This window comes from Neobacillus niacini, from assembly GCF_048572935.1.
GTDB classification, from domain to species: Bacteria; Bacillota; Bacilli; order Bacillales; family Cytobacillaceae; genus Neobacillus; species Neobacillus niacini.
Map to the genome: position 1 here is coordinate 928,682 of NZ_CP183883.1, position 18,302 is coordinate 946,983.

Here is an 18,302-nt window from a genome sequence, read left to right on the forward strand (position 1 = left end):
AAGGTATATTCTAGATTTTCCCCTCGTATACCATATGTTGTACCCTCGTATGATTCTCTAATGCTGTTGAAAGAACGCCATCTGTCATTTTATAAACTTTGTCACAATAGTCGACAAGCCGAATATCGTGAGTCACGACAATGGTCGTTGTTTTTTTCTGCTTCGTTACTTTTTTCAATAGTTCCATCACTTCATAGGCACGGTCTGAATCAAGGGAGGCTGTGGGCTCATCTGCCAAAATAATCGAGGGATTGCTATACAGAGCTTTAGCTATAGCTACGCGCTGGCGTTCTCCCCCGGATAAGTCGGAGGGATATTTCATAAGTAAGTCTGCAATCCCTAAGTCCTCGTATAGTTGATTTCGCTCCACTTTTGACATATTACCTTTTTTTACTTTATCTAATAGTTTCAGTTGATTGGCCACTGAGAGGAAAGGGATTAGGTTCGAAGCTTGTAATACAAATCCAATTTCTCTGAGCCGGATTTGGGAGCGTGCTTTTTCATTTAAAGTGGTTAGATTCTCCCCGTTAATGATAACATCACCTGAGGTGGGTGATAATAATCCCCCTACAATCGTGAGAAAGGTACTTTTTCCAGATCCCGATGGACCAATAATGGCAATCAATTCCCCTCGGTTGGCAAGAAAATCTGTTTCCTTTAAGGCTTCCACCTTCTTATGGCCGCTTCCAAAACTCTTCTTTACTTGATGTAACTCTAACACTGCCATGGTTTATCCTCCTATCGCTTTCAGTGGATCAATTCGAACAATTGTCAGGACTGAGAAAAAGGCACCAGCAGTTGCAACAGCCATTAGTATGAATCCATAAAGCACCATCACGGTCACATCAAAGGAAACAGGAACAGCTGCTGGTAAAAAAGCTCCTGAAACAAGTGCGAAGGCGAATCCTAACACTGTCCCAATGCACGCTAAAATAAAGGTTTGTGCCACAACAGACCAAGATAAATAATAACTGGAAATACCTTGGGCCTTCATCACGCCGAACATGCTGATCTTCTGCACAGTCAATACATACAAGAAAATAGCTACAATGATGGATGAAATTCCAAAGAGGAAATAAATCATGAAATTTAGAGTAAGTTTCTGTTCGGTATAACCGGGTAAATTTTGAATAAATTTTTCAATTTCAATGGAGGTTAGTTCATCATTTTGAGTGAGATTTGAGAGAGAATCATTTTGAACAACAATTCCATTGATTTGATCTTTATTCTGTTTTGCTGCGTCACCAAATTTAACTTGGTGAAAGGTTGCTAGGTTAGTATATAGTACAGGTGCAGCGTTAAATCGAGCTTGGCCGGTAAAACCGACAATCGTTAAAAGCTGGTCACTGGAGGACAAGGATAATTCATCACCTAGTTTGAATCCCTCTTCTTTAAGTGAATCGTCCGCAATAACCTCATTTGCTTTCTTAAAATCCCTTCCTTCTGTCACATCAGGCATTAGAAACTCTTCTCTGTTAATACCAAAGAGAGAGATGTTTTGCTTGGAGTCCCCATTGCTGGCAATCACGTTTAACTGACCGATGACAGCTGTTTCATCTGCTTTAATGTCGTTTAGTTGATCGATTGACATGAATGATTGATACAAGCTTTTATCTGACTCCTCGGTAAGGATAATAGCGGTTGCATTCCATTTGTCAACCGCTTCTCTATTCAAATTGGCGAGACCAGTTGCAAGCCCAGAGAGAAAGAACACTAGATAAGAAACAAGCATTAAAATTCCTGTAATTAAGGTGAAACGAAGTTTATTTTTTTTAATTTCCTGCCATGCTAAAAACACTATGTCACTCCCTTTCGAATGTAAGATATTAAATGTTTACTTGATTATTAATGCATTTAACCTGATTTGTTGATTGTTTGTATAATGTTATATAATAAACATTATGCAAATATTGATGGTTTTAATCAAACATAATGTTATTTGTACAACGTTTATACTGATAACATTGTACCAACTACAGGTATTCGTTATACTAATGATGTCTATGAGGTTGTGGAGAAGGTAGTAAGGGGATGAATTAAATGTTTCAATCCGATGAAAATGGATTATTTGCCATTCATCAAGTTGCAGATATAACCGGCTTATCGAAACAAGTGATTCGAAAATGGGAAGAACGTTATGGGATTATTCAGCCAAAGAGAATGGATAATGGTTATAGAATATATAGTCAACAGGATGTTAAAACGCTTTTAAAAATGAAATTACTCTCAGAACAAGGCCACTCACTTAAACAAGCTGCATTACTAGTAAAAGAGGTTAGGGAAGAGCCTGAAATTCTGCTACAAAAAGAAAAATCCCCTAACTATGAGCAGTGGAATGAATATGTCTTTCAGCTTCTTGAAAAAGGCATGCACTGTGATGAAATAGAATTAAATTTTATCTTAAAACAAGCCTATCATCATCTAGGGTTAGAGCGCTTTTTAACCGATATTGTTATTCCCTTTTTAAAAGAGGTAGGGAAAAAGTGGGAGAATCACGAGTGGGATGAATATCAGGAATCTGTATCGAGCTTGGTGGTAAGAGATTTCTTAGTCCAAATTCGACGGAATTATCAATATCGGGAACAAGCCCCATTCGTTCTGGGGGCATGTCTGCCATATGAACATCATGAAGTACCGCTGCACTTAATCTTATTACGTTTCATGATGAAAGGATGGAAAACCCAGTTGATGGGGCCTTCCCCTGCTCCAGGAGCGATAGAATCCTTGGTATGTAAATTAAAGCCAGATGTGGTTTTGTTGTCCGTTACAACTTCTATACCATTTGAAACGGATCCTCAACTGCTGCAGAGATTAGATCAATTTGCTGAAAAGCAAATGGACGTGGCCTTCTACCTTGGCGGTCAAGGGGCAGCTGCCTATCTCTCCGATTATAAACCACGGGCCATTCGTGTAACCAATTCCGTTGAAGACATTTTAAATAGTAATAACTAAGGCTATGATAGTAATAAATGGATAAATTCGGGGTGAGAAAATGCCTGAACATATCGAAGTAATATTAAGGTCCATTACTTCTTTCAGTTTATTACTAATTGGAGCAAGGATATTAGGTAAACAAACGATATCACAAATGACCATGTTTGATTTTGTGGCATCCATTTCGTTAGGCGCCATTTCAGCAAATTTAGCCTTTAATACTTCTGTTAAGGTGCATCATACGATTATTGCTTTTACGATATATGTAGCAATTATTTTTTTAATGGCAATTATCTCATTAAAAAACAGAAAAGGGAGAAAATTTCTAGCTGGAGATCCTACAATTGTAATTCAGAATGGAAAAGTATTAGAAGGTAACATGAATAAAATGCGTTATACACTGGATTATTTAAATCAACAACTAAGGGAAAAAGATGTTTTTAACATCGAAGAGGTACTCTTTGCAATCGTTGAGACGAATGGGATGTTAACGGTATTAAAAAAGCCGCAATTTAGAAATGTAACTAGACAGGACTTAATGATAGCCGTAACGCAAGAGCAGAGACTGCCTATTGAACTTATTATGGATGGAGAAATAATAAAAGAAAATCTAGAACAAAATAATCTATCGTATTCATGGCTAGAATCGGAGCTAAAAAAGCGTAATTTAACAAAACAAGAGGTTGTTTATGCAGTAATGGCTGCCAATGGGAATATGTATGTTGATACGTTTAAAGATCATATCCATTCCCCCATTGATACTGAATAATTCATTGGCTTACACGGTAGAAAAGCCCCCAAAATGTTGGGAGCTTTTCACATCATCTTAATACTTTAAACGCCTCTGCAACTTTCCGTGCAAAGTTTAATGGCGGTTCAACAGATTGAAAGTGAATATAAAGAATGTTTGGTTTTGTGTAAAGCCAATGATTATGAATGGCACTAATGAATATACCATTTCTAACTAGTATATTTATAAATCCCGGAATTTCCTCCTCGAGTACGACTGTTTCCCCAAGGTTAAGCGCGTTACCTTCGTAATCCAAGGACTCAAATGATACTTCTGCGTGAAGTTCACTTCGACTTGGACGACCTTGAATGGTAACATCTAGATTACGCTCAATTTCTACCGAGCAAACGCCATTTTTAACTTTTGGTTTTTTGTTTAGGATTTGGCCAAATTGCTGGCAAAGTGTATGGACATTATTCATAAAAAAAAATCCCCTTTATTACAATTTATCTAATTTATGCTTTGGCAAAAATTTAGTAACTTGTATGGTATGGGGATTTTTTTATCGTTTAGTAAGAGGGAACCACCCCTAAAAGTGCTAAAAATATAAACCAATCAAATTTGAAATAGCCACACAACGAACGGTCCTAAAAAGGAGCCAATAATTGCGCATAAGGTCATGGTTACAGAACTCATAGAAAAGGCAAGTTCGCCATATTCAGCAGCTTTTGAAGTTCCTATGGCATGTGAGGCACTTCCAAGCCCAATTCCTCTCCCAATGGGGCTATGCACCTGTGTGAATTTAAAGATCATGGGCGCTGCCATGACGCCAAATATGCCGGCAATCATTACGCTGATTACAGCTATTGAGGCGTTTCCTCCCAATCCTCTAGCCACTTCAATTGCAACAGGCGTTGTAATGGATTTAGGGATAATGGAAAGAACTAACGGGTGGGACATTCCAAATATCTTAGCTAAGATGCTGACACTCATCATCCCAGTGATAGCTCCGATCAAAACCCCGCCCAATATCGGAAACAAATGAGTCATTAAAAAGTGACGTTGTTTATACAAAGGATAAGCAAGTGCCACAACGGCCGGTTCCAAAAGAGAGTTAATCCAATGTCCTCCAATCATATAGCTTTTATAAGGAATATCAAGCACTACGAGGATGATGACAATCAGGACGGTAGCGGTTAAAACCGGAATGAAAAATGAATATGAGAAACGGTTGTATAATCGGGTCATTGCGAAGAAGGCAAGGACAGTCAATAAAATCATCCAGATTGGGAATAGTGCTTGTTGCATTCCTGTTCATCCTCTCTATTTTTCGCTTTCTTTTCAAAGAATTGGCTTGCCCTTCCTGCTATTGCGATGGTAATTATGGTGCTTAATAGAATGACTATAAAGAGCATTGCACCTTGAACCGAAAGCAAGGAAGGGTAATTCATGATACCAACAGTAGCCGGAATAAAAAACAAAGTTAATATACTTAATAGAAAACCTGCACCCTGCTCAATAAATTTTACCGGGATAATTTTCAAACACAAACAAACGAAAAGTAATATTAGTGCGATAATACTACCTGGAATCATCAGGTGAAAAAGGTTTTGAATCGCCTTTCCAATGAAGGAAAAAATATATAATATACCAATTTGCAAAACAATGATTAGGAATTTCATATGCTCCGGGTCCCTCAAATGAGAGACTGCAACTTACCTTCTTTCTATAAAGTCTACTATTAAAGAACTTTTTTCATTATACACCCATTGATTGCACAGGTGCTTTCTATATGTTTCCATTGACGGATATTGGTTTTATACTGTATTATATAAAAATAATTTAATAAGACCTCACTTTTTATACAGTGAGGTAGAGGCGCGATATTTAACAGTCTTTAGTGGAGCTTGAGAAGCCGTGATGCTAAGGAGAAGGAAATGTCGCCGAAGTTTGTAATATTCTCGTTATTACATGCTGGGTCTGTAGTTAAGAGCTGCAGGACTGTCTCAATAAACTCCCCAGTTTATTGAGTTGTGCTATCTCATTTGGGATAAAGAGAGGACTTAAGGGCAACTATGTATAGTGCGACCTGAGTATACCTCAGGTCGTTTTTTGTCGTAATTTAGAGGAAAAACAGGAGGAGAGACATTATGAAAAACAAGTTTTCATTATTCATAGTTTTATTGGTTTCAACTATTCTTCTATTAGCAGGTTGTGGGACAAGTAACAGTTCTGATTCTGGATCATCTGAAGATAATACATTTAAGGTTGGTCTTGAAGCGGGATATGCTCCTTTTAACTGGACTCAAAACGATGATTCCAATGGTGGCGTTAAAATCGCTGGTTCTTCAGAATATGCTGGTGGTTACGACGTAGAAATCGCCAAAAAAGTCGCTGAAGGCTTAGGAAAAGAATTAGTGATTGTCAAAACAGAGTGGGATGGCCTGGTACCAGCTTTAACATCCGGCAAAATTGACGCCATCATCGCTGGTATGTCACCGACTGCAGAACGTAAAGAATCAATTGACTTCTCGGATAATTATTATACATCCAACCTAGTAATGGTTGTGAAAAAAGGAAGCAAGTATGAAGGTGCTACGTCCATTCAAGATTTCAAAGGAGCAAAGGTTACAGCTCAATTAAATACATTCCATTATTCAGTGATTGACCAAATTAAAGGTGTAGAAAAGAAAACAGCAATGGATAACTTCCCAGCAATGAGGGTGGCTCTTGAATCAGGGATAATTGACGGATACGTTTCAGAGCGTCCTGAAGGTGTTAGTGCTTCAGCTGCTAATGATAACTATGTAATGGTTGAATTTGAGGATGGATTTAAAACATCACCAGATGATACAGCAATCGCTGTTGGTGTTAAAAAAGGAAGCAAGTCTACAGATAAAATCAATGAAATTTTAAAAGGTATCTCAGAAGAAGAACGCACAAGCATTATGGATAATGCTATTAAAAATCAACCAGCAGCACAGTAATAGTGAGAAACCGGCTGTATTAATCATACAGTCGGTTTTATACAGTAAAGGAGGATAAAAGATGAGTCTTGAGTGGGTCATTAAAATAATTTCAGAAAACTGGCCTATGTTCCTTCGTGGCGCTGGTTTAACACTTATGATTGCTCTTATAGGAACGGTTATTGGAGCAGTAATTGGATTATTAGCAGGGGTAATAAGAACAATACCAATGCCTGAACGAGGGGCAAAAAAATTACTTTTAAACGTAATTAACGCAATTCTATCTATCTATATTGAATTCTTCCGTGGAACACCAATGATTGTACAAGCAATGGTAATCTATTATGGTTCTGCGCTAGCATTTGGTATCGATATGAATGTTTTTGCTGCAGCTATTATTGTTGTATCCATCAATACAGGAGCCTATATGGCGGAAATTGTCCGTGGTGGAATTGTTTCGATTGATAAGGGACAGTTCGAGGCAGCACATGCGATCGGCATGACTCATGTCCAAACAATGTGGAATGTGGTATTACCCCAGGTGATTCGCAATATTCTGCCTGCAACAGGAAACCAATTTGTTATTAATATTAAAGATACATCGGTTCTGAATGTGATTTCCGTTACAGAATTATATTTCGTGACAAAATCGATTTCAGGAAATAACTTTAGATATTTTGAATCCTTTTTCGTAGCATGTATGATTTATTTTGTGATGACCTTTATTGTAACAAGAATATTGTTATATATTGAAAAGAAATTAGATGGTGCTGACAACTATACGATGATTAGTAACGATACTCTACAAAAATAAATGAGGAAGGAGGAGTGAATATGGAAAAGATCATTGACATTCAACATTTAAACAAATCCTTTGGAACACATGAAGTTTTAAAAGACATTGACTTTTCGGTGAGTAAGGGAGAAGTAGTCACCATTATCGGTTCTTCGGGTTCTGGTAAATCAACCCTTCTTCGTTGTATTAATCTTTTAGAAAAACCAAGCGGCGGACAAATTATTTATCACGGTGAAAATATATTAGACGAAAAGCATGATGTAGCAGACTACCGGAAGCATTTAGGGATGGTGTTCCAACAATTTAATTTATTTAACAATCATAATGTTCTTAACAACTGTGTGGTAGGACAAATAAAAGTATTAAAGCGCTCTAAGGAAGAAGCCGAAAAAGTAGCGATGAAGTACTTGAAGGTTGTTGGAATGGACAAATATATTAACGCAAAGCCAAAGCAGCTATCCGGCGGGCAAAAGCAGCGTGTGGCCATTGCTAGAGCACTTTCCATGGAACCTGATGTCATGTTATTTGATGAACCAACATCTGCACTTGACCCAGAAATGGTAGGAGAGGTTCTAAAAGTTATGAAGGAACTTGCAGAATCTGGTCTTACGATGTTAATCGTAACGCATGAAATGGAATTTGCAAGAGAAGTTTCTGATCGTGTGGTATTTATGGACAAGGGAGTTATTGCGGAAGAAGGAAGTCCAGAACAAATTTTCAATAACCCAACACAAGAGCGTACAAGAGAATTCCTGAAACGTACATTAAAATAATCACCATTATATTTTCTAATAAGTGAAACTCTGGATGAGATAAGCGCGGGTTCATTAACCGTTCATGAGGACATTTCTTGGTTTTGAATCTGATATTTGGGCCTCATGATACATTCATGAGGCTCATTTCTAATAATGGATCTACTAATTGGTCTTCATGAAACGTCTATGAGGACATTTTTTAGTTTTGAATCAGATTTTTGGGTCTCATGGTGCATTCATGAGACCCATTTCCATTAATGAATTTACTGATTGGGCTTCATAAAGCGTCCATGAGGCCCATTTCCACTTATGGATCTATCATTCAAATATACATGCACAAGAATGGAGCCAGTATTGAAACTGGCTCCATTTTTATGGCTTTATATATTTAAATAATACGAGCAGTTACCATGCCAGAGATTAGTTTGATTTTCTCCTCTAATGCCGGAATAACATCACCATTTACCTTATTATCGATGTCAATCATGGTATATGCATAGTTCCCTCGGCTTCTGTTAACCATATCCGCAATGTTTAATTGATAACTAGAAATAGCGGATGTAATCTGTCCGACCATATTTGGAACATTTTGATGGAATGCCAATACTCGCTGCTTTCCTGTATATGGAAGGGACGCATTTGGGAAATTTACTGAGTTTTTGATGTTTCCTGTTTCTAAAAATTCCTTCACCTGACGGGCAGCCATAATCGCACAATTCTCCTCAGATTCTTGTGAAGAGGCACCTAGGTGGGGAATCGGAACTGTATTTTTCATTTTCAGAACCTTTTCATTCGGGAAGTCTGTAATATATTTGCCAACTTTTCCGCTCTCGAGAGCAGCCGCCATGTGGGTTTCATTTACAAGCTCACCACGTGAGAAGTTTAAAATATGAACACCCGGCTTCATAATGCTGAAGGTTGCTTCGTTAAACATTTCCTTTGTATCCTCGGTATACGGTACGTGTACAGTGATGTAATCAGATTCTGAGAACAGCTGTTCAATTGTTATGGCCCGCTGTACATTGCGTGACAAATTCCAAGCTGTATCGACGGAGATAAACGGGTCAAACCCGATTACATCCATATCTAAATCGAGCGCGTCATTCGCTACAAGCGCACCAATTGCTCCTAAACCAATGACTCCTAACGTTTTTCCTTTAATTTCTTTTCCGACAAACTGTTTTTTTCCAGCCTCTACTAGCTTCGGAATTTGGTCGCCTTCAGCTTCCAATGCCTTTGCCCAAGCAATACCGTCAAAAAGATTGCGTGATGAAGAGATTAAAGAGGTTAGAACCATTTCTTTTACGGCATTGGCATTTGCACCAGGGGTATTAAACACAACGATTCCTTGCTCTGTGCATTTTTCTACCGGAATATTATTTACACCTGCACCAGCTCTTGCAATTGCTTTTAAATTATTGCCGATTTCTAATGAGTGCATATTAAAGCTGCGAACAAGGATGGCATCGGGATCTTCGCTGCCGTTGTCAATCTGAAAATTGCCTTTAGTGAATACCTTTAGTCCACTTTCTGCAATATTATTAAGTGTTTTGATTGTTTTTACCTTTTCTAAAGTGATAGTGCTCATAATATCCCTCCTATTAATACAGAAAGAGGTAAGGGATATAATCCCCTACCTCTGCCCAGGCGAACGGCTGCGACACCATATGCTCCCTCGCGGTTATCCGCGTTTCGCCAGTTACACATGGTCTTTTTATTTATTTTATATTATCATAATTGTCTGTAGATTTCTACTCTTTATGAGGTCATTTTTAAAATGGATGACGTTTCCAGTGAACTCAAGTATAATTTTAGAATAAAAGGCTAATAGGACGTGAGTATAGGTTGAAAAAGGTAACAATAGAAAGCTTGGTTCAAAGGTTTTCTTTAAAAGTACTGGCTGGGGAAAACCATCTGCAGAAGGTCATTACACAGCCCCGGGTGCATCGTCCGGGTTTGGAATTTGTGGGCCACTTTGACTTTTTTCCGACGGAACAAGTACAAATTTTAGGGAAAAAGGAAATTACCTACTTACATAAGTTGAGCAGAGAGGAACGTAAAATTCGGATTGGCAATATTGTTCACTACCATCCGCCATGTTTTATCGTAACGGCTGGTGAAGAAGGACTTACTTATCTAATTCACCATTGTACAGAACAGGGTATTCCCTTGTTAGTGACAAAACAGCCTGAGACAACTTCAGAGTTTATCCCTAAATTGGATGCGTTCTTGGTGAAGGAATTAGCACCAGAGATATCTGTTCACGGAGTTTGTATGAATGTATCAGGCATCGGTATCTTACTTCGCGGTAATTCGGGGGTCGGAAAAAGTGAGACGGCCCACACATTAATTCGCCGTGGCCACCGGCTGGTATCGGATGATATCGTGGTCCTAAAGAAACTGAGTACGCAAACTATTTTGGGTACCCATGATGGAAAATCAAAAGAGTTTTTGGCTCTGCGTAGTATAGGACTGCTTAATGTCGTCCGTTTATATGGTCGTAAGGCTTTCCAGGATGAAACACGGATATCCCTTGATATTCACTTAACGAAGTGGGAAAAGGACGCTTTATATAATGATTTAGAACAGGAGTATCATTATACCGACTATATGGGTGTTAAAATTCCTTGCATGGAAATCCAACTGCAGCCTGGACGTGATGTGGCTGGTTTAATAGAGGCTGCTGCAAATAATTGGTACTTAAAGCAGCAAGGATACAGCGCAGTCGAAGAATTCATGAGCCGGGTTGAGGCTGATATAAAGAATTCTGGCAGGGATTAACTATTGGATTTGTCTTTTAACGGTAAAAATAGTTTGACTTAAGTAGAAAGTGAATATAGACTGAATACTAAGTTAATAGGAAGACCACTAGGGGAGCCATTTTATGGCTGAGACAAGAGTTATCTTGGACCCTTTGAACCTGATCTAGTTCATACTAGCGTAGGAAAGTGGAGTCTGTGTATGAATATTTATCATAACTATTCTGCCGCTCCATTTTTGGAGCGGCTTTTTCGTGTTTATAAATGCAGCCGCTCCCTTCTAGTGTCTTCTAATAAATAATAAGGGAGAGAAATTTGATGAGTTTTTCAGCAGAATTGAGAAAAGAAGCAAATCCGATTTTTAATGCGATTTTTGAACATCCGTTCGTCCAAGGGATTGCAAAGGGGGATTTAAAAAGCGAACAATTAATTCATTATGTTAAACAGGACTTTGAATATTTGAATTCCTTTATACGAATCTATGGAATCGCGGTTTCCAAGTGTGAGAATCGTGAAGATATGGAAATGTTTAATAAGCAGATTTCATTTATATTAAACAGTGAAATTCATCCACATCATAACTTTTGTCAGGTAGCTGGTGTTCCCTATGAGGTATTACATGGATATCCGTTATCCCCATCAGCACATCAATATATACGTCATATGCTTACAGTTGCACACGAAGGAACATTAGGGGAAATTTTAGCTGTGTTATTGCCATGTCCGTGGACATACTGGGAGATTGGGAAGAAATTATTAACGGAAGTGGATCCCGATCGCTCTCATCCTTTTTATGATTGGATTCGTTTTTATGGCAGTATAACGGATTCAATTACGATTAAATTTTGTGCCCGCCTAGATGAATGGGCAAAAAATGCACCAGAGAGAGAAAAGGAAAAGATGAAGGAACATTTCTTAATTAGCTGTCAGCTTGAATATATGTTTTGGGATATGGCTTATAAACTTGAAGAATGGCCTGTGAAAATGGAGGCTGTGAAAGGCTAAATTAGAAAATAAAAGAGGTAACTACTACCTCCTTCCAATAAAAATTTGTTTAATAGGTAAAAGACGCTTCTAAAGGAGGCGTCTTTTTTGTGATGAATAAAATTTTTAAAGATATTTAATAAATTGGTTATTGTAATTTTTATAATATCTGATTATAATACAAGACATAACAAATAAAAAAGCGTTTTCAAAAAGGAGGGTTAATCAAATTAAACTGACAGGAATGCAAGAAAAAATCTTTTAAGAAAATAAAGGAATTAGGAATCTTACCATCTGACTTGGAGGAACTCTTTATGAGTAATGTGACTCTTACGCGAAAACTTGGATTTTGGGCAGCTCTTGCCATTGCGGTTGGAACGACTGTTGGTTCGGGAATTTTTGTATCTTCTGGTGATGTGGCAAAAGCTGCTGGTACACCCGCTATTTCTATTCTTGCATGGATTATTGGCGGAATCATTGCTATTCCACAGGTCATGGTGCTCGCGGAATTAGCGACAGCATATCCTCAAAACGGAAGCGGCTATGTGTACCTAAATAAAGCAGGTTGGAGACCTTTGGGCTTTCTATATGGTTGGGCCACGTTCTGGGCATTAGATCCACCATCGATTGCCATTATGGCATTGGCGATTGTTTCCTATGTAGCATCCTTTTTACCATTTTTCAATGGTATGGCTGGAAAATTACTTGCGATTGCAATCATTCTCATCATTACTTCCATTCATTATCGAAGTGTAAAAGAAGGCGGCAAGTTCCAAGTCATTATTACGGCCGTGAAAATCATTCCATTCCTAATTGTCATCGGATTGGGGCTTATGTATTTAAACCCTGGGAACTTTTCCTATGTACCGGCGTCCGGTGAAGTGAAAACAAGTTTAATAGGTGGTGTTTCTGCTACTACTTGGGCGTATACGGGAATGGCGGCAATTTGTTTTATGGCTGGGGAATTCAAAAATCCAGGAAAGGTCCTGCCGCGAGCTCTTATTAGCTCAGTTTTAATAGTCTTGGCGTTATATACATTGCTTGCTGTTTGTATTATAGGTTTAATGCCTTTTGAAAAATTAATTAATTCTAGTGCTGCGGTATCTGACGCTGTCAAGTATATCCCGGGACTCTCTGATGTTGCCTCCTCATTTGTTGCTGTTACAGCAATTATTGTCATATTGGGATCGTTGAGCTCGTGCATTATGTTCCAGCCTCGTCTGGAATATGCAATGGCAAAGGATGGTCTATTCTTTCAACGTTTTGCGAAGGTTCATCCGAAATATGAAACACCAAGTTTTTCTATTATTGTTCAGGTTGCATATGCCTGTATTCTTGTGATGTTTAGTAATTTAACAGCATTACTGGGATATTTTACGCTCATTCAATTGCTCATTAATATTATGGATTTTGCTGCAGTTTATAAATGCCGTAAACGTGAGGATTATAAGCCCGTTTATCGTATGCCGGTTTGGCGATTGACCACGATTTTAGCTATCCTTGGTGCAGCATGGCTTGCTTGGGGAACTTTCACTTGGGCCCCAATAGAAGGGATGATTGCTGCACTGATTGTCATTGCAACAGGTCTCCCTGTTTATTACTATTGGGAAAAGAAATATGGCTCGAAAAACAAAAGCAATCTAGTTGCATAATACAAGTGAAACTAGGAAGTTAGTTCGTTTTTTACTAAATTTATAAAATTATAAAGTAGTTATATAGTTAAGGAGGAAAATGTTGATGTTAAAATATGATGAAGAATTATTTCTAAGACTTGTAGAAAAAGAAGGCCTTGCTTTCCGCGGGCAAATCGAAGATATTGTTGATGGAATATGCAAAAAGGGCTACAGCAATATTTTCCTGATTGGTGCTGGCGGAACAATAGCGATGATGTATCCTTATGAATATATATTAAAATCGAATTCTACTATTGATGTTCATGCGGAAATTGCTGCTGAATTCATGGTGATGAATAATAGGCATTTTAGCAAGGATTCCGTTTGTATCTTTACATCTGTATCGGGAACAACGAAAGAAACAGTTGAAGCAGCAGAGTTTTGTAAGGCAGCAGGTGCAACTACCATTGCATTAGTAGCGGAGCCGAACACGCCGTTAACTCAAATTGTGGACCACTGTATCACAACTGGATCTGAAACACATTCTTTTGATACGTTCTTCATGCTTCTGTATATGTTCGTATTCCGTTTCATGTATAACAATAACGAGTTCCCGCAATATGAGCAGTTTACAAAAGAGGTGGCATTATTACCGCAGGCCATTTTAAATGCTGTGAAAGCTTTTGATAAAACCGCTGAGGAATTTGCAATTAAGCACAAGGACACGGACTATCACATGATGGTTGGCTCCGGCAATTTATGGGGGAATACATATTCCTATGCTATGTGTATTTTAGAAGAGATGCAATGGATTCATGCGAGGTCGATACATGCAGCAGAATTTTTCCACGGTACACTGGAATTGGTGGTCGAAGATACGAGTGTTATTTTACTAAAGGGTGAAGATGAAACACGACCACTAATGGACCGTGTGGAAAGATTCGCTGAAAAGATTACAAACCAGCTCACTGTAATTGATACAAAGGATTTTAAGATGGAAGGGATTAGTGAAGAGTTTAGAAAACACTTTGCTGTCAGTATCAATTGGTCTGTCTTAAGTCGAATCAGCGTATATCTTGAGCGGGAAAGAAATCATCCCTTAACGCTAAGAAGATATTACCGACAAATGGAGTATTAAAATGCCTGTGAGCACTACTTACTTAGTAGTGCTCGTTCCTTAATGTTTAAGAAAGAAGGGAATAAAGATGAGGATTGCAACAGTCGGAGATAATTGTATGGATGTCTACCAAACAAGCGGGAAGGCCTATCCTGGAGGGAACCCTGTCAATGTAGCCGTTTATTTAACAGAATTAGGTGCTGATTCCTCTTATATTGGCTGGGTTGGCAGCGATACTTATGGTGAATTAATGCAAAATGAGATTTCAAAAAAGGGTGTTGATATTTCTCATCTATCAAAGAAGAACGGAAAAACGGCTGTTACCTTTGTCGAACTGGTCAATAATGATCGTGTTTTTGGAGATTATGATGAAGGTGTGATGGCCGACTTCATCTTAACACAGAACGAACTTGACTTTATTGGAAAACATCATCAACTAGTACATGCTGGTGTTTGGGGGCATGTAGAAGAGTATTATTCTCATTTTAAAGAAATGGGATTACAGACATCCTTTGATTTTTCTAACCAATTAGATCATAGACTTGTCAAAACCCTGCCACAGTACGTGGATTATTCATTCTTTTCCTATACGCAGGATGATCCTTTTATTCGCCAATTTTTAAAGGATGTAAAGAATAATGGCTCAAAAATTACTATAGCGACTTTAGGTGAGAATGGATCACTTGCTTATGATGGTGAACAATTCTATAAAAGCGGTGTAGTAGAAGTAGATGTGGTAGATACAATGGGAGCGGGAGATTCTTTTATATCTGGGTTTATTTATGGAAAATTGAAGGGTTTTTCTACTGCCAAATGTTTAGAGTTGGGAGCCGAAACGGCAGCGAAGACGATTCAATACTTTGGTGCTTGGTGACTGTTGTAGTCAATCAATGTATAATGATTAGTATAATTGTCAAATGACGGATAAGGATGGATTTAGTATGAGTTTAAATCCTTCAACCCCACAGCCATTATACATGCAAGTTAGGCAAATGTTGAAGAATGATATCCAAACTGGAAAATATAAACCGGACGAGCAGATTCCAACTGAAGCAGAACTTTGTGAAATCTATAACGTAAGCCGTATTACGATACGTAAGGCCATTGAGGAATTGGTAAAGGAAGGAGCCCTGACACGAATTCCCCGTAGAGGCACCTTTGTTACATCAAAAAAGTTCCATAATGAATTACTATCTGTAAGCGGATTTTCAGAATTTAGCCATCAGTTGGGTATGATACCTAATTCTCGAATTTTACGAAGTGAGGTTATTCCTGCACCTGAAGATGTTGCGAAGCACCTATTAATTGATGAAGGTAGTCCTGTTCTAGCACTTGAACGGCTTATGTATGTAAATGACCGTCCTCTTTTCTACGATATCGCGCATTATTCATTAATTCGGTTTCCAGATTTAGAAAAGAAAATCGCAGGGAACGAATCAACTTATAAAGTCCTTTCTGAAGAGTATCAGACTGAAATAGTTAGTAATGATAAGATTATTGATGTTATTGGTGCGACAAATGACTATGCGAAATTACTAGAATGTGATATTGGAGCCAATCTTTTTAGAATCTTAAAAATTGCATTTAATGCTAATGACGAACCTGTACATCTCTCTACTTTTATGTGTGAGACAAGTAAAGTCAATTTGACGGTTCATCGGGCAAGATAATAAAATTTAATTAGATAAAAGAGAGGGAGAAATGCCAATTGACATTTCTCCCTCTTTTTTTATATCGTAAGGAGATTTTACTCTTCCCCTACATCTGCCCACTTATATTCGTATGTTGCACCAAATGGGTTCACGAACACTCCTTGGACTTTTGGAGAAACCAATTGTGCTCTAGAGGCCTGGTATACAGGAGCAATTACCGCATCTTCAAATAGCAATTTTTCAGCTTTTAAGAAGTTTTCATAACGTGCGTCATTATCCGTAGCAAATTTTGTAGCTGTTTCACTAACTAATTTGTCATATTCTGCGCTTGAATATCCAGTCATATTGTTTCCGCCATCTGTAATAAACAAGTTCATGTAAGTAAATGGATCAAGGAAGTCAGGGCCCCATCTTGTAAGCTGAAGTTGATATTCCATAGATTTATCTAAATCAAGACGCTGCTTTTTTGGAATTTGTTTGATGTTAATCTTTAATCCTTCTAAATTTGTTGAGAGTTGGTTTGCAACGTATTCAACTAAGTTTTTAGTTGTTTTGTCATCATCTGCAAGAAACTCGAGTTCAACGGAGTCAGTACCCAGCTCTTCTAATCCCTTTGCCCAGAACTCCTTTGCTTTCTCAAGATCATACGTGACAAGATCTCCACTTACTTTTCGGAAATCGTCACCTGTTTTAGGCATTGGTGTAAAGTCTTTTGGAACCAAGCCGTTTGCAGCGATAGAGCCGTTATTTAAAATTTCTCCTACTAAAGCTTCCTTGTCAAAAGCTCTGCTGAGTGCTGCACGAATATTTTTATTGGCTAATGCTTCAGATTTTGTTTGATTAAACTTTAAGAAATACACAAATGTATCAGCTGATACCACATAATCATCATTTGTTGAGTATTGGTCAACAAGATCAGAGGTTAAATCCATTCGATCAACAGTACCTTCTTCATATAAGTCTAGAGCTGTTTGTGGATCTTTAACAACTTTGAAGGTTAATTTATCCATTTTAACTGTTTTATTATCCCAATAATCTTTGTTCTTTACCAAATCCCATGAATCACTAGTACTAGTCCAGTTGTTCATAGTGTAAGGACCATTTGCCAATAAGTTTTCTGAACTAGTGGCAAAACTATCGCCTTTTTCTTCCACAAACTTTTTGTTTAATGGAAGGAATGTTCCAAATGTCGTTAATGTTTCAAAGTATGGTGTTGGATTTTCTAATTCAACAACTAGTGTATAATCGCCATCAGCTTTAACTCCTAATTGATCAACAGTTGCTTCACCTTTGTTAACTTTCTCAGCATTTTTGATTACTCCGTTCATCATATACGGCCCATATTCAGATGCTGTCTTTGGATCAACGGCACGCTGCCATGAGTATACAAAGTCATGGGCGGTTACTGGGTCACCATTGGACCATTTTGCATCCTCGCGTAAAGTAAAGGTCCAAGTTAGACCATCTTCACTTACCTTATGCTCGGTAGCGATCCCTGGTGTAGTTTGTGTTTTTTCATCTAGTCGATATAAACCTTCCATTGTTGCAGCTAAATAGATAAAGGAAGACTCATCTGTAGCTAATGATGGATCCATTGAAGGAATAGCTTCTGGGTTTAAAAAGTTAAGGACCTTTTCCCCTTTTTCCTCCTCTTTCACATCTGTCCCTGCAGGTTCCTTGGGCTCATCGCCGGAACACGCAGCTAGTACACTTAGTACCAAGCCAAATGTTAAAAGCAATAACCAATGTTTGACCTTCATTCGTTTTTCCCCCTAAATAGAATTTGAGTCTGAATATTATATATGTACTGAAAATTTAGACTCTAATATTAATTATACTTATTAACTTGTTTACTTGTAAAGTTTTGGGTGACTTTTGCTGCGTTTTTTACTAAGCTTTCTTTCTACTAACTTCAAAAATTGTTGAATTGTTATCGCTAATGTTTAATTTTTGGTATATGCAAAAATAGTGGAATTTTGTCAATAAAAGAAGAAAA

General features: G+C 37.9%; 18 protein-coding genes and 3 riboswitches. Of the genes, 11 read left to right on the plus strand and 7 right to left on the minus strand.

What is annotated here, in order from left to right:
• Positions 1-10: 10 nt before the first annotated feature.
• Both ACN6MT_RS04430 and ACN6MT_RS04435 read right to left on the minus strand, forming a co-directional pair.
• A complete protein-coding gene (locus ACN6MT_RS04430; RefSeq protein ID WP_419954880.1) occupies positions 11-727 on the minus strand; it encodes an ABC transporter ATP-binding protein in 717 nt (238 codons plus the stop codon).
• 3 nt (positions 728-730) lie between these two features.
• On the minus strand, positions 731-1,798 hold the full coding sequence (locus ACN6MT_RS04435) for an ABC transporter permease (protein WP_419954881.1): 1,068 nt from the start codon (positions 1,796-1,798) through the stop codon (positions 731-733).
• 242 nt (positions 1,799-2,040) lie between these two features.
• Here ACN6MT_RS04435 and ACN6MT_RS04440 point away from each other — a divergent pair, with 242 nt between their 5' ends.
• Both ACN6MT_RS04440 and ACN6MT_RS04445 read left to right on the plus strand, forming a co-directional pair.
• Positions 2,041-2,952 carry a MerR family transcriptional regulator gene (locus ACN6MT_RS04440; protein ID WP_419954882.1) on the plus strand — a complete coding sequence of 304 codons (912 nt, stop codon included), beginning with the start codon at positions 2,041-2,043 and terminating at the stop codon, positions 2,950-2,952.
• A gap of 40 nt (positions 2,953-2,992) precedes the next feature.
• Entirely contained in the window at positions 2,993-3,703 is a 711-nt protein-coding gene (locus ACN6MT_RS04445) for a DUF421 domain-containing protein (protein WP_419954883.1), read from the plus strand.
• A 52-nt stretch (positions 3,704-3,755) separates the two neighbouring features.
• Here ACN6MT_RS04445 and ACN6MT_RS04450 read toward each other — a convergent pair whose 3' ends face one another.
• The 3 genes from ACN6MT_RS04450 to ACN6MT_RS04460 form a co-directional block, all read right to left on the minus strand.
• Positions 3,756-4,145 (minus strand): DUF1259 domain-containing protein, encoded by a 390-nt coding sequence (locus ACN6MT_RS04450; RefSeq protein WP_419954884.1) that lies wholly within the window; start codon positions 4,143-4,145, stop codon positions 3,756-3,758.
• Between the two features lie 134 nt (positions 4,146-4,279).
• Entirely contained in the window at positions 4,280-4,972 is a 693-nt protein-coding gene (locus ACN6MT_RS04455; RefSeq protein ID WP_419954885.1) for an LrgB family protein, read from the minus strand.
• Positions 4,942-5,346, minus strand: a complete 405-nt coding sequence (locus ACN6MT_RS04460) for a CidA/LrgA family protein (RefSeq protein ID WP_419954886.1) — start codon at positions 5,344-5,346, stop codon at positions 4,942-4,944. Before ACN6MT_RS04460 ends, ACN6MT_RS04455 begins: the two co-directional genes overlap by 31 nt.
• Before the next feature lie 183 nt (positions 5,347-5,529).
• Positions 5,530-5,711: riboswitch (Lysine riboswitch) on the plus strand.
• 103 nt (positions 5,712-5,814) lie between these two features.
• Between ACN6MT_RS04460 and ACN6MT_RS04465 the strand changes: the two genes are divergently transcribed.
• The 3 genes from ACN6MT_RS04465 to ACN6MT_RS04475 all read left to right on the plus strand — a co-directional run bounded on the left by ACN6MT_RS04465 (position 5,815) and on the right by ACN6MT_RS04475 (position 8,199).
• Positions 5,815-6,651 (plus strand): transporter substrate-binding domain-containing protein, encoded by an 837-nt coding sequence (locus ACN6MT_RS04465; protein WP_419954887.1) that lies wholly within the window; start codon positions 5,815-5,817, stop codon positions 6,649-6,651.
• Positions 6,652-6,712: 61 nt separating this feature from the next.
• Entirely contained in the window at positions 6,713-7,444 is a 732-nt protein-coding gene (locus ACN6MT_RS04470; protein ID WP_419954888.1) for an amino acid ABC transporter permease, read from the plus strand.
• A 20-nt stretch (positions 7,445-7,464) separates the two neighbouring features.
• Positions 7,465-8,199 carry an amino acid ABC transporter ATP-binding protein gene (locus tag ACN6MT_RS04475; protein WP_419954889.1) on the plus strand — a complete coding sequence of 245 codons (735 nt, stop codon included), beginning with the start codon at positions 7,465-7,467 and terminating at the stop codon, positions 8,197-8,199.
• Positions 8,200-8,569: 370 nt separating this feature from the next.
• On the opposite strand, the gene ACN6MT_RS04480 is transcribed toward ACN6MT_RS04475, so the two are convergent.
• Positions 8,570-9,769 (minus strand): phosphoglycerate dehydrogenase, encoded by a 1,200-nt coding sequence (locus ACN6MT_RS04480; protein ID WP_419954890.1) that lies wholly within the window; start codon positions 9,767-9,769, stop codon positions 8,570-8,572.
• 46 nt (positions 9,770-9,815) lie between these two features.
• A riboswitch (ZMP/ZTP riboswitch) is annotated at positions 9,816-9,894 on the minus strand.
• A gap of 132 nt (positions 9,895-10,026) precedes the next feature.
• Between ACN6MT_RS04480 and hprK the strand changes: the two genes are divergently transcribed.
• The 6 genes from hprK to ACN6MT_RS04510 all read left to right on the plus strand — a co-directional run bounded on the left by hprK (position 10,027) and on the right by ACN6MT_RS04510 (position 16,324).
• Positions 10,027-10,962 carry an HPr(Ser) kinase/phosphatase gene (hprK, locus tag ACN6MT_RS04485; RefSeq protein ID WP_063253987.1) on the plus strand — a complete coding sequence of 312 codons (936 nt, stop codon included), beginning with the start codon at positions 10,027-10,029 and terminating at the stop codon, positions 10,960-10,962.
• Between the two features lie 79 nt (positions 10,963-11,041).
• Positions 11,042-11,145, plus strand: a riboswitch (TPP riboswitch).
• 113 nt (positions 11,146-11,258) lie between these two features.
• Entirely contained in the window at positions 11,259-11,945 is a 687-nt protein-coding gene (gene tenA, locus ACN6MT_RS04490) for a thiaminase II (RefSeq protein WP_419954891.1), read from the plus strand.
• A 293-nt stretch (positions 11,946-12,238) separates the two neighbouring features.
• The gene (locus ACN6MT_RS04495) at positions 12,239-13,576 is read left to right on the plus strand and encodes an amino acid permease (RefSeq protein ID WP_419954892.1); all 1,338 of its coding nucleotides are present in this window, start codon (positions 12,239-12,241) and stop codon (positions 13,574-13,576) included.
• Between the two features lie 85 nt (positions 13,577-13,661).
• Complete coding sequence (locus tag ACN6MT_RS04500; protein WP_419954893.1) at positions 13,662-14,675, plus strand: SIS domain-containing protein; 1,014 nt, start codon at positions 13,662-13,664, stop codon at positions 14,673-14,675.
• 67 nt (positions 14,676-14,742) lie between these two features.
• On the plus strand, positions 14,743-15,528 hold the full coding sequence (frlD, locus tag ACN6MT_RS04505) for a fructoselysine 6-kinase (RefSeq protein ID WP_419954894.1): 786 nt from the start codon (positions 14,743-14,745) through the stop codon (positions 15,526-15,528).
• Positions 15,529-15,595: 67 nt separating this feature from the next.
• Positions 15,596-16,324 (plus strand): GntR family transcriptional regulator, encoded by a 729-nt coding sequence (locus ACN6MT_RS04510; protein WP_419954895.1) that lies wholly within the window; start codon positions 15,596-15,598, stop codon positions 16,322-16,324.
• Positions 16,325-16,401: 77 nt separating this feature from the next.
• Here the strand turns inward: ACN6MT_RS04510 and ACN6MT_RS04515 are convergent, their stop codons facing one another.
• Entirely contained in the window at positions 16,402-18,066 is a 1,665-nt protein-coding gene (locus tag ACN6MT_RS04515; RefSeq protein ID WP_419954896.1) for a peptide ABC transporter substrate-binding protein, read from the minus strand.
• Between the last annotated feature and the right edge of the window lie 236 nt (positions 18,067-18,302).

What these genes read in the sequence shown, in the direction of transcription:
- ACN6MT_RS04460 (WP_419954886.1), bottom strand. Translation starts at nt 5,346, where the DNA reads ATGAAATTCCTAATCATTGTTTTGCAAATTGGTATATTATATATTTTT.
- ACN6MT_RS04430 (WP_419954880.1), bottom strand. Translation starts at nt 727, where the DNA reads ATGGCAGTGTTAGAGTTACATCAAGTAAAGAAGAGTTTTGGAAGCGGC.
- ACN6MT_RS04515 (WP_419954896.1), bottom strand. Translation starts at nt 18,066, where the DNA reads ATGAAGGTCAAACATTGGTTATTGCTTTTAACATTTGGCTTGGTACTA.
- ACN6MT_RS04450 (WP_419954884.1), bottom strand. Translation starts at nt 4,145, where the DNA reads ATGAATAATGTCCATACACTTTGCCAGCAATTTGGCCAAATCCTAAAC.
- ACN6MT_RS04480 (WP_419954890.1), bottom strand. Translation starts at nt 9,769, where the DNA reads ATGAGCACTATCACTTTAGAAAAGGTAAAAACAATCAAAACACTTAAT.
- ACN6MT_RS04470 (WP_419954888.1), top strand. Translation starts at nt 6,713, where the DNA reads ATGAGTCTTGAGTGGGTCATTAAAATAATTTCAGAAAACTGGCCTATG.
- ACN6MT_RS04440 (WP_419954882.1), top strand. Translation starts at nt 2,041, where the DNA reads ATGTTTCAATCCGATGAAAATGGATTATTTGCCATTCATCAAGTTGCA.
- ACN6MT_RS04500 (WP_419954893.1), top strand. Translation starts at nt 13,662, where the DNA reads ATGTTAAAATATGATGAAGAATTATTTCTAAGACTTGTAGAAAAAGAA.
- ACN6MT_RS04455 (WP_419954885.1), bottom strand. Translation starts at nt 4,972, where the DNA reads ATGCAACAAGCACTATTCCCAATCTGGATGATTTTATTGACTGTCCTT.
- ACN6MT_RS04445 (WP_419954883.1), top strand. Translation starts at nt 2,993, where the DNA reads ATGCCTGAACATATCGAAGTAATATTAAGGTCCATTACTTCTTTCAGT.
- ACN6MT_RS04465 (WP_419954887.1), top strand. Translation starts at nt 5,815, where the DNA reads ATGAAAAACAAGTTTTCATTATTCATAGTTTTATTGGTTTCAACTATT.
- ACN6MT_RS04495 (WP_419954892.1), top strand. Translation starts at nt 12,239, where the DNA reads ATGAGTAATGTGACTCTTACGCGAAAACTTGGATTTTGGGCAGCTCTT.
- ACN6MT_RS04475 (WP_419954889.1), top strand. Translation starts at nt 7,465, where the DNA reads ATGGAAAAGATCATTGACATTCAACATTTAAACAAATCCTTTGGAACA.
- frlD (WP_419954894.1), top strand. Translation starts at nt 14,743, where the DNA reads ATGAGGATTGCAACAGTCGGAGATAATTGTATGGATGTCTACCAAACA.
- ACN6MT_RS04510 (WP_419954895.1), top strand. Translation starts at nt 15,596, where the DNA reads ATGAGTTTAAATCCTTCAACCCCACAGCCATTATACATGCAAGTTAGG.
- tenA (WP_419954891.1), top strand. Translation starts at nt 11,259, where the DNA reads ATGAGTTTTTCAGCAGAATTGAGAAAAGAAGCAAATCCGATTTTTAAT.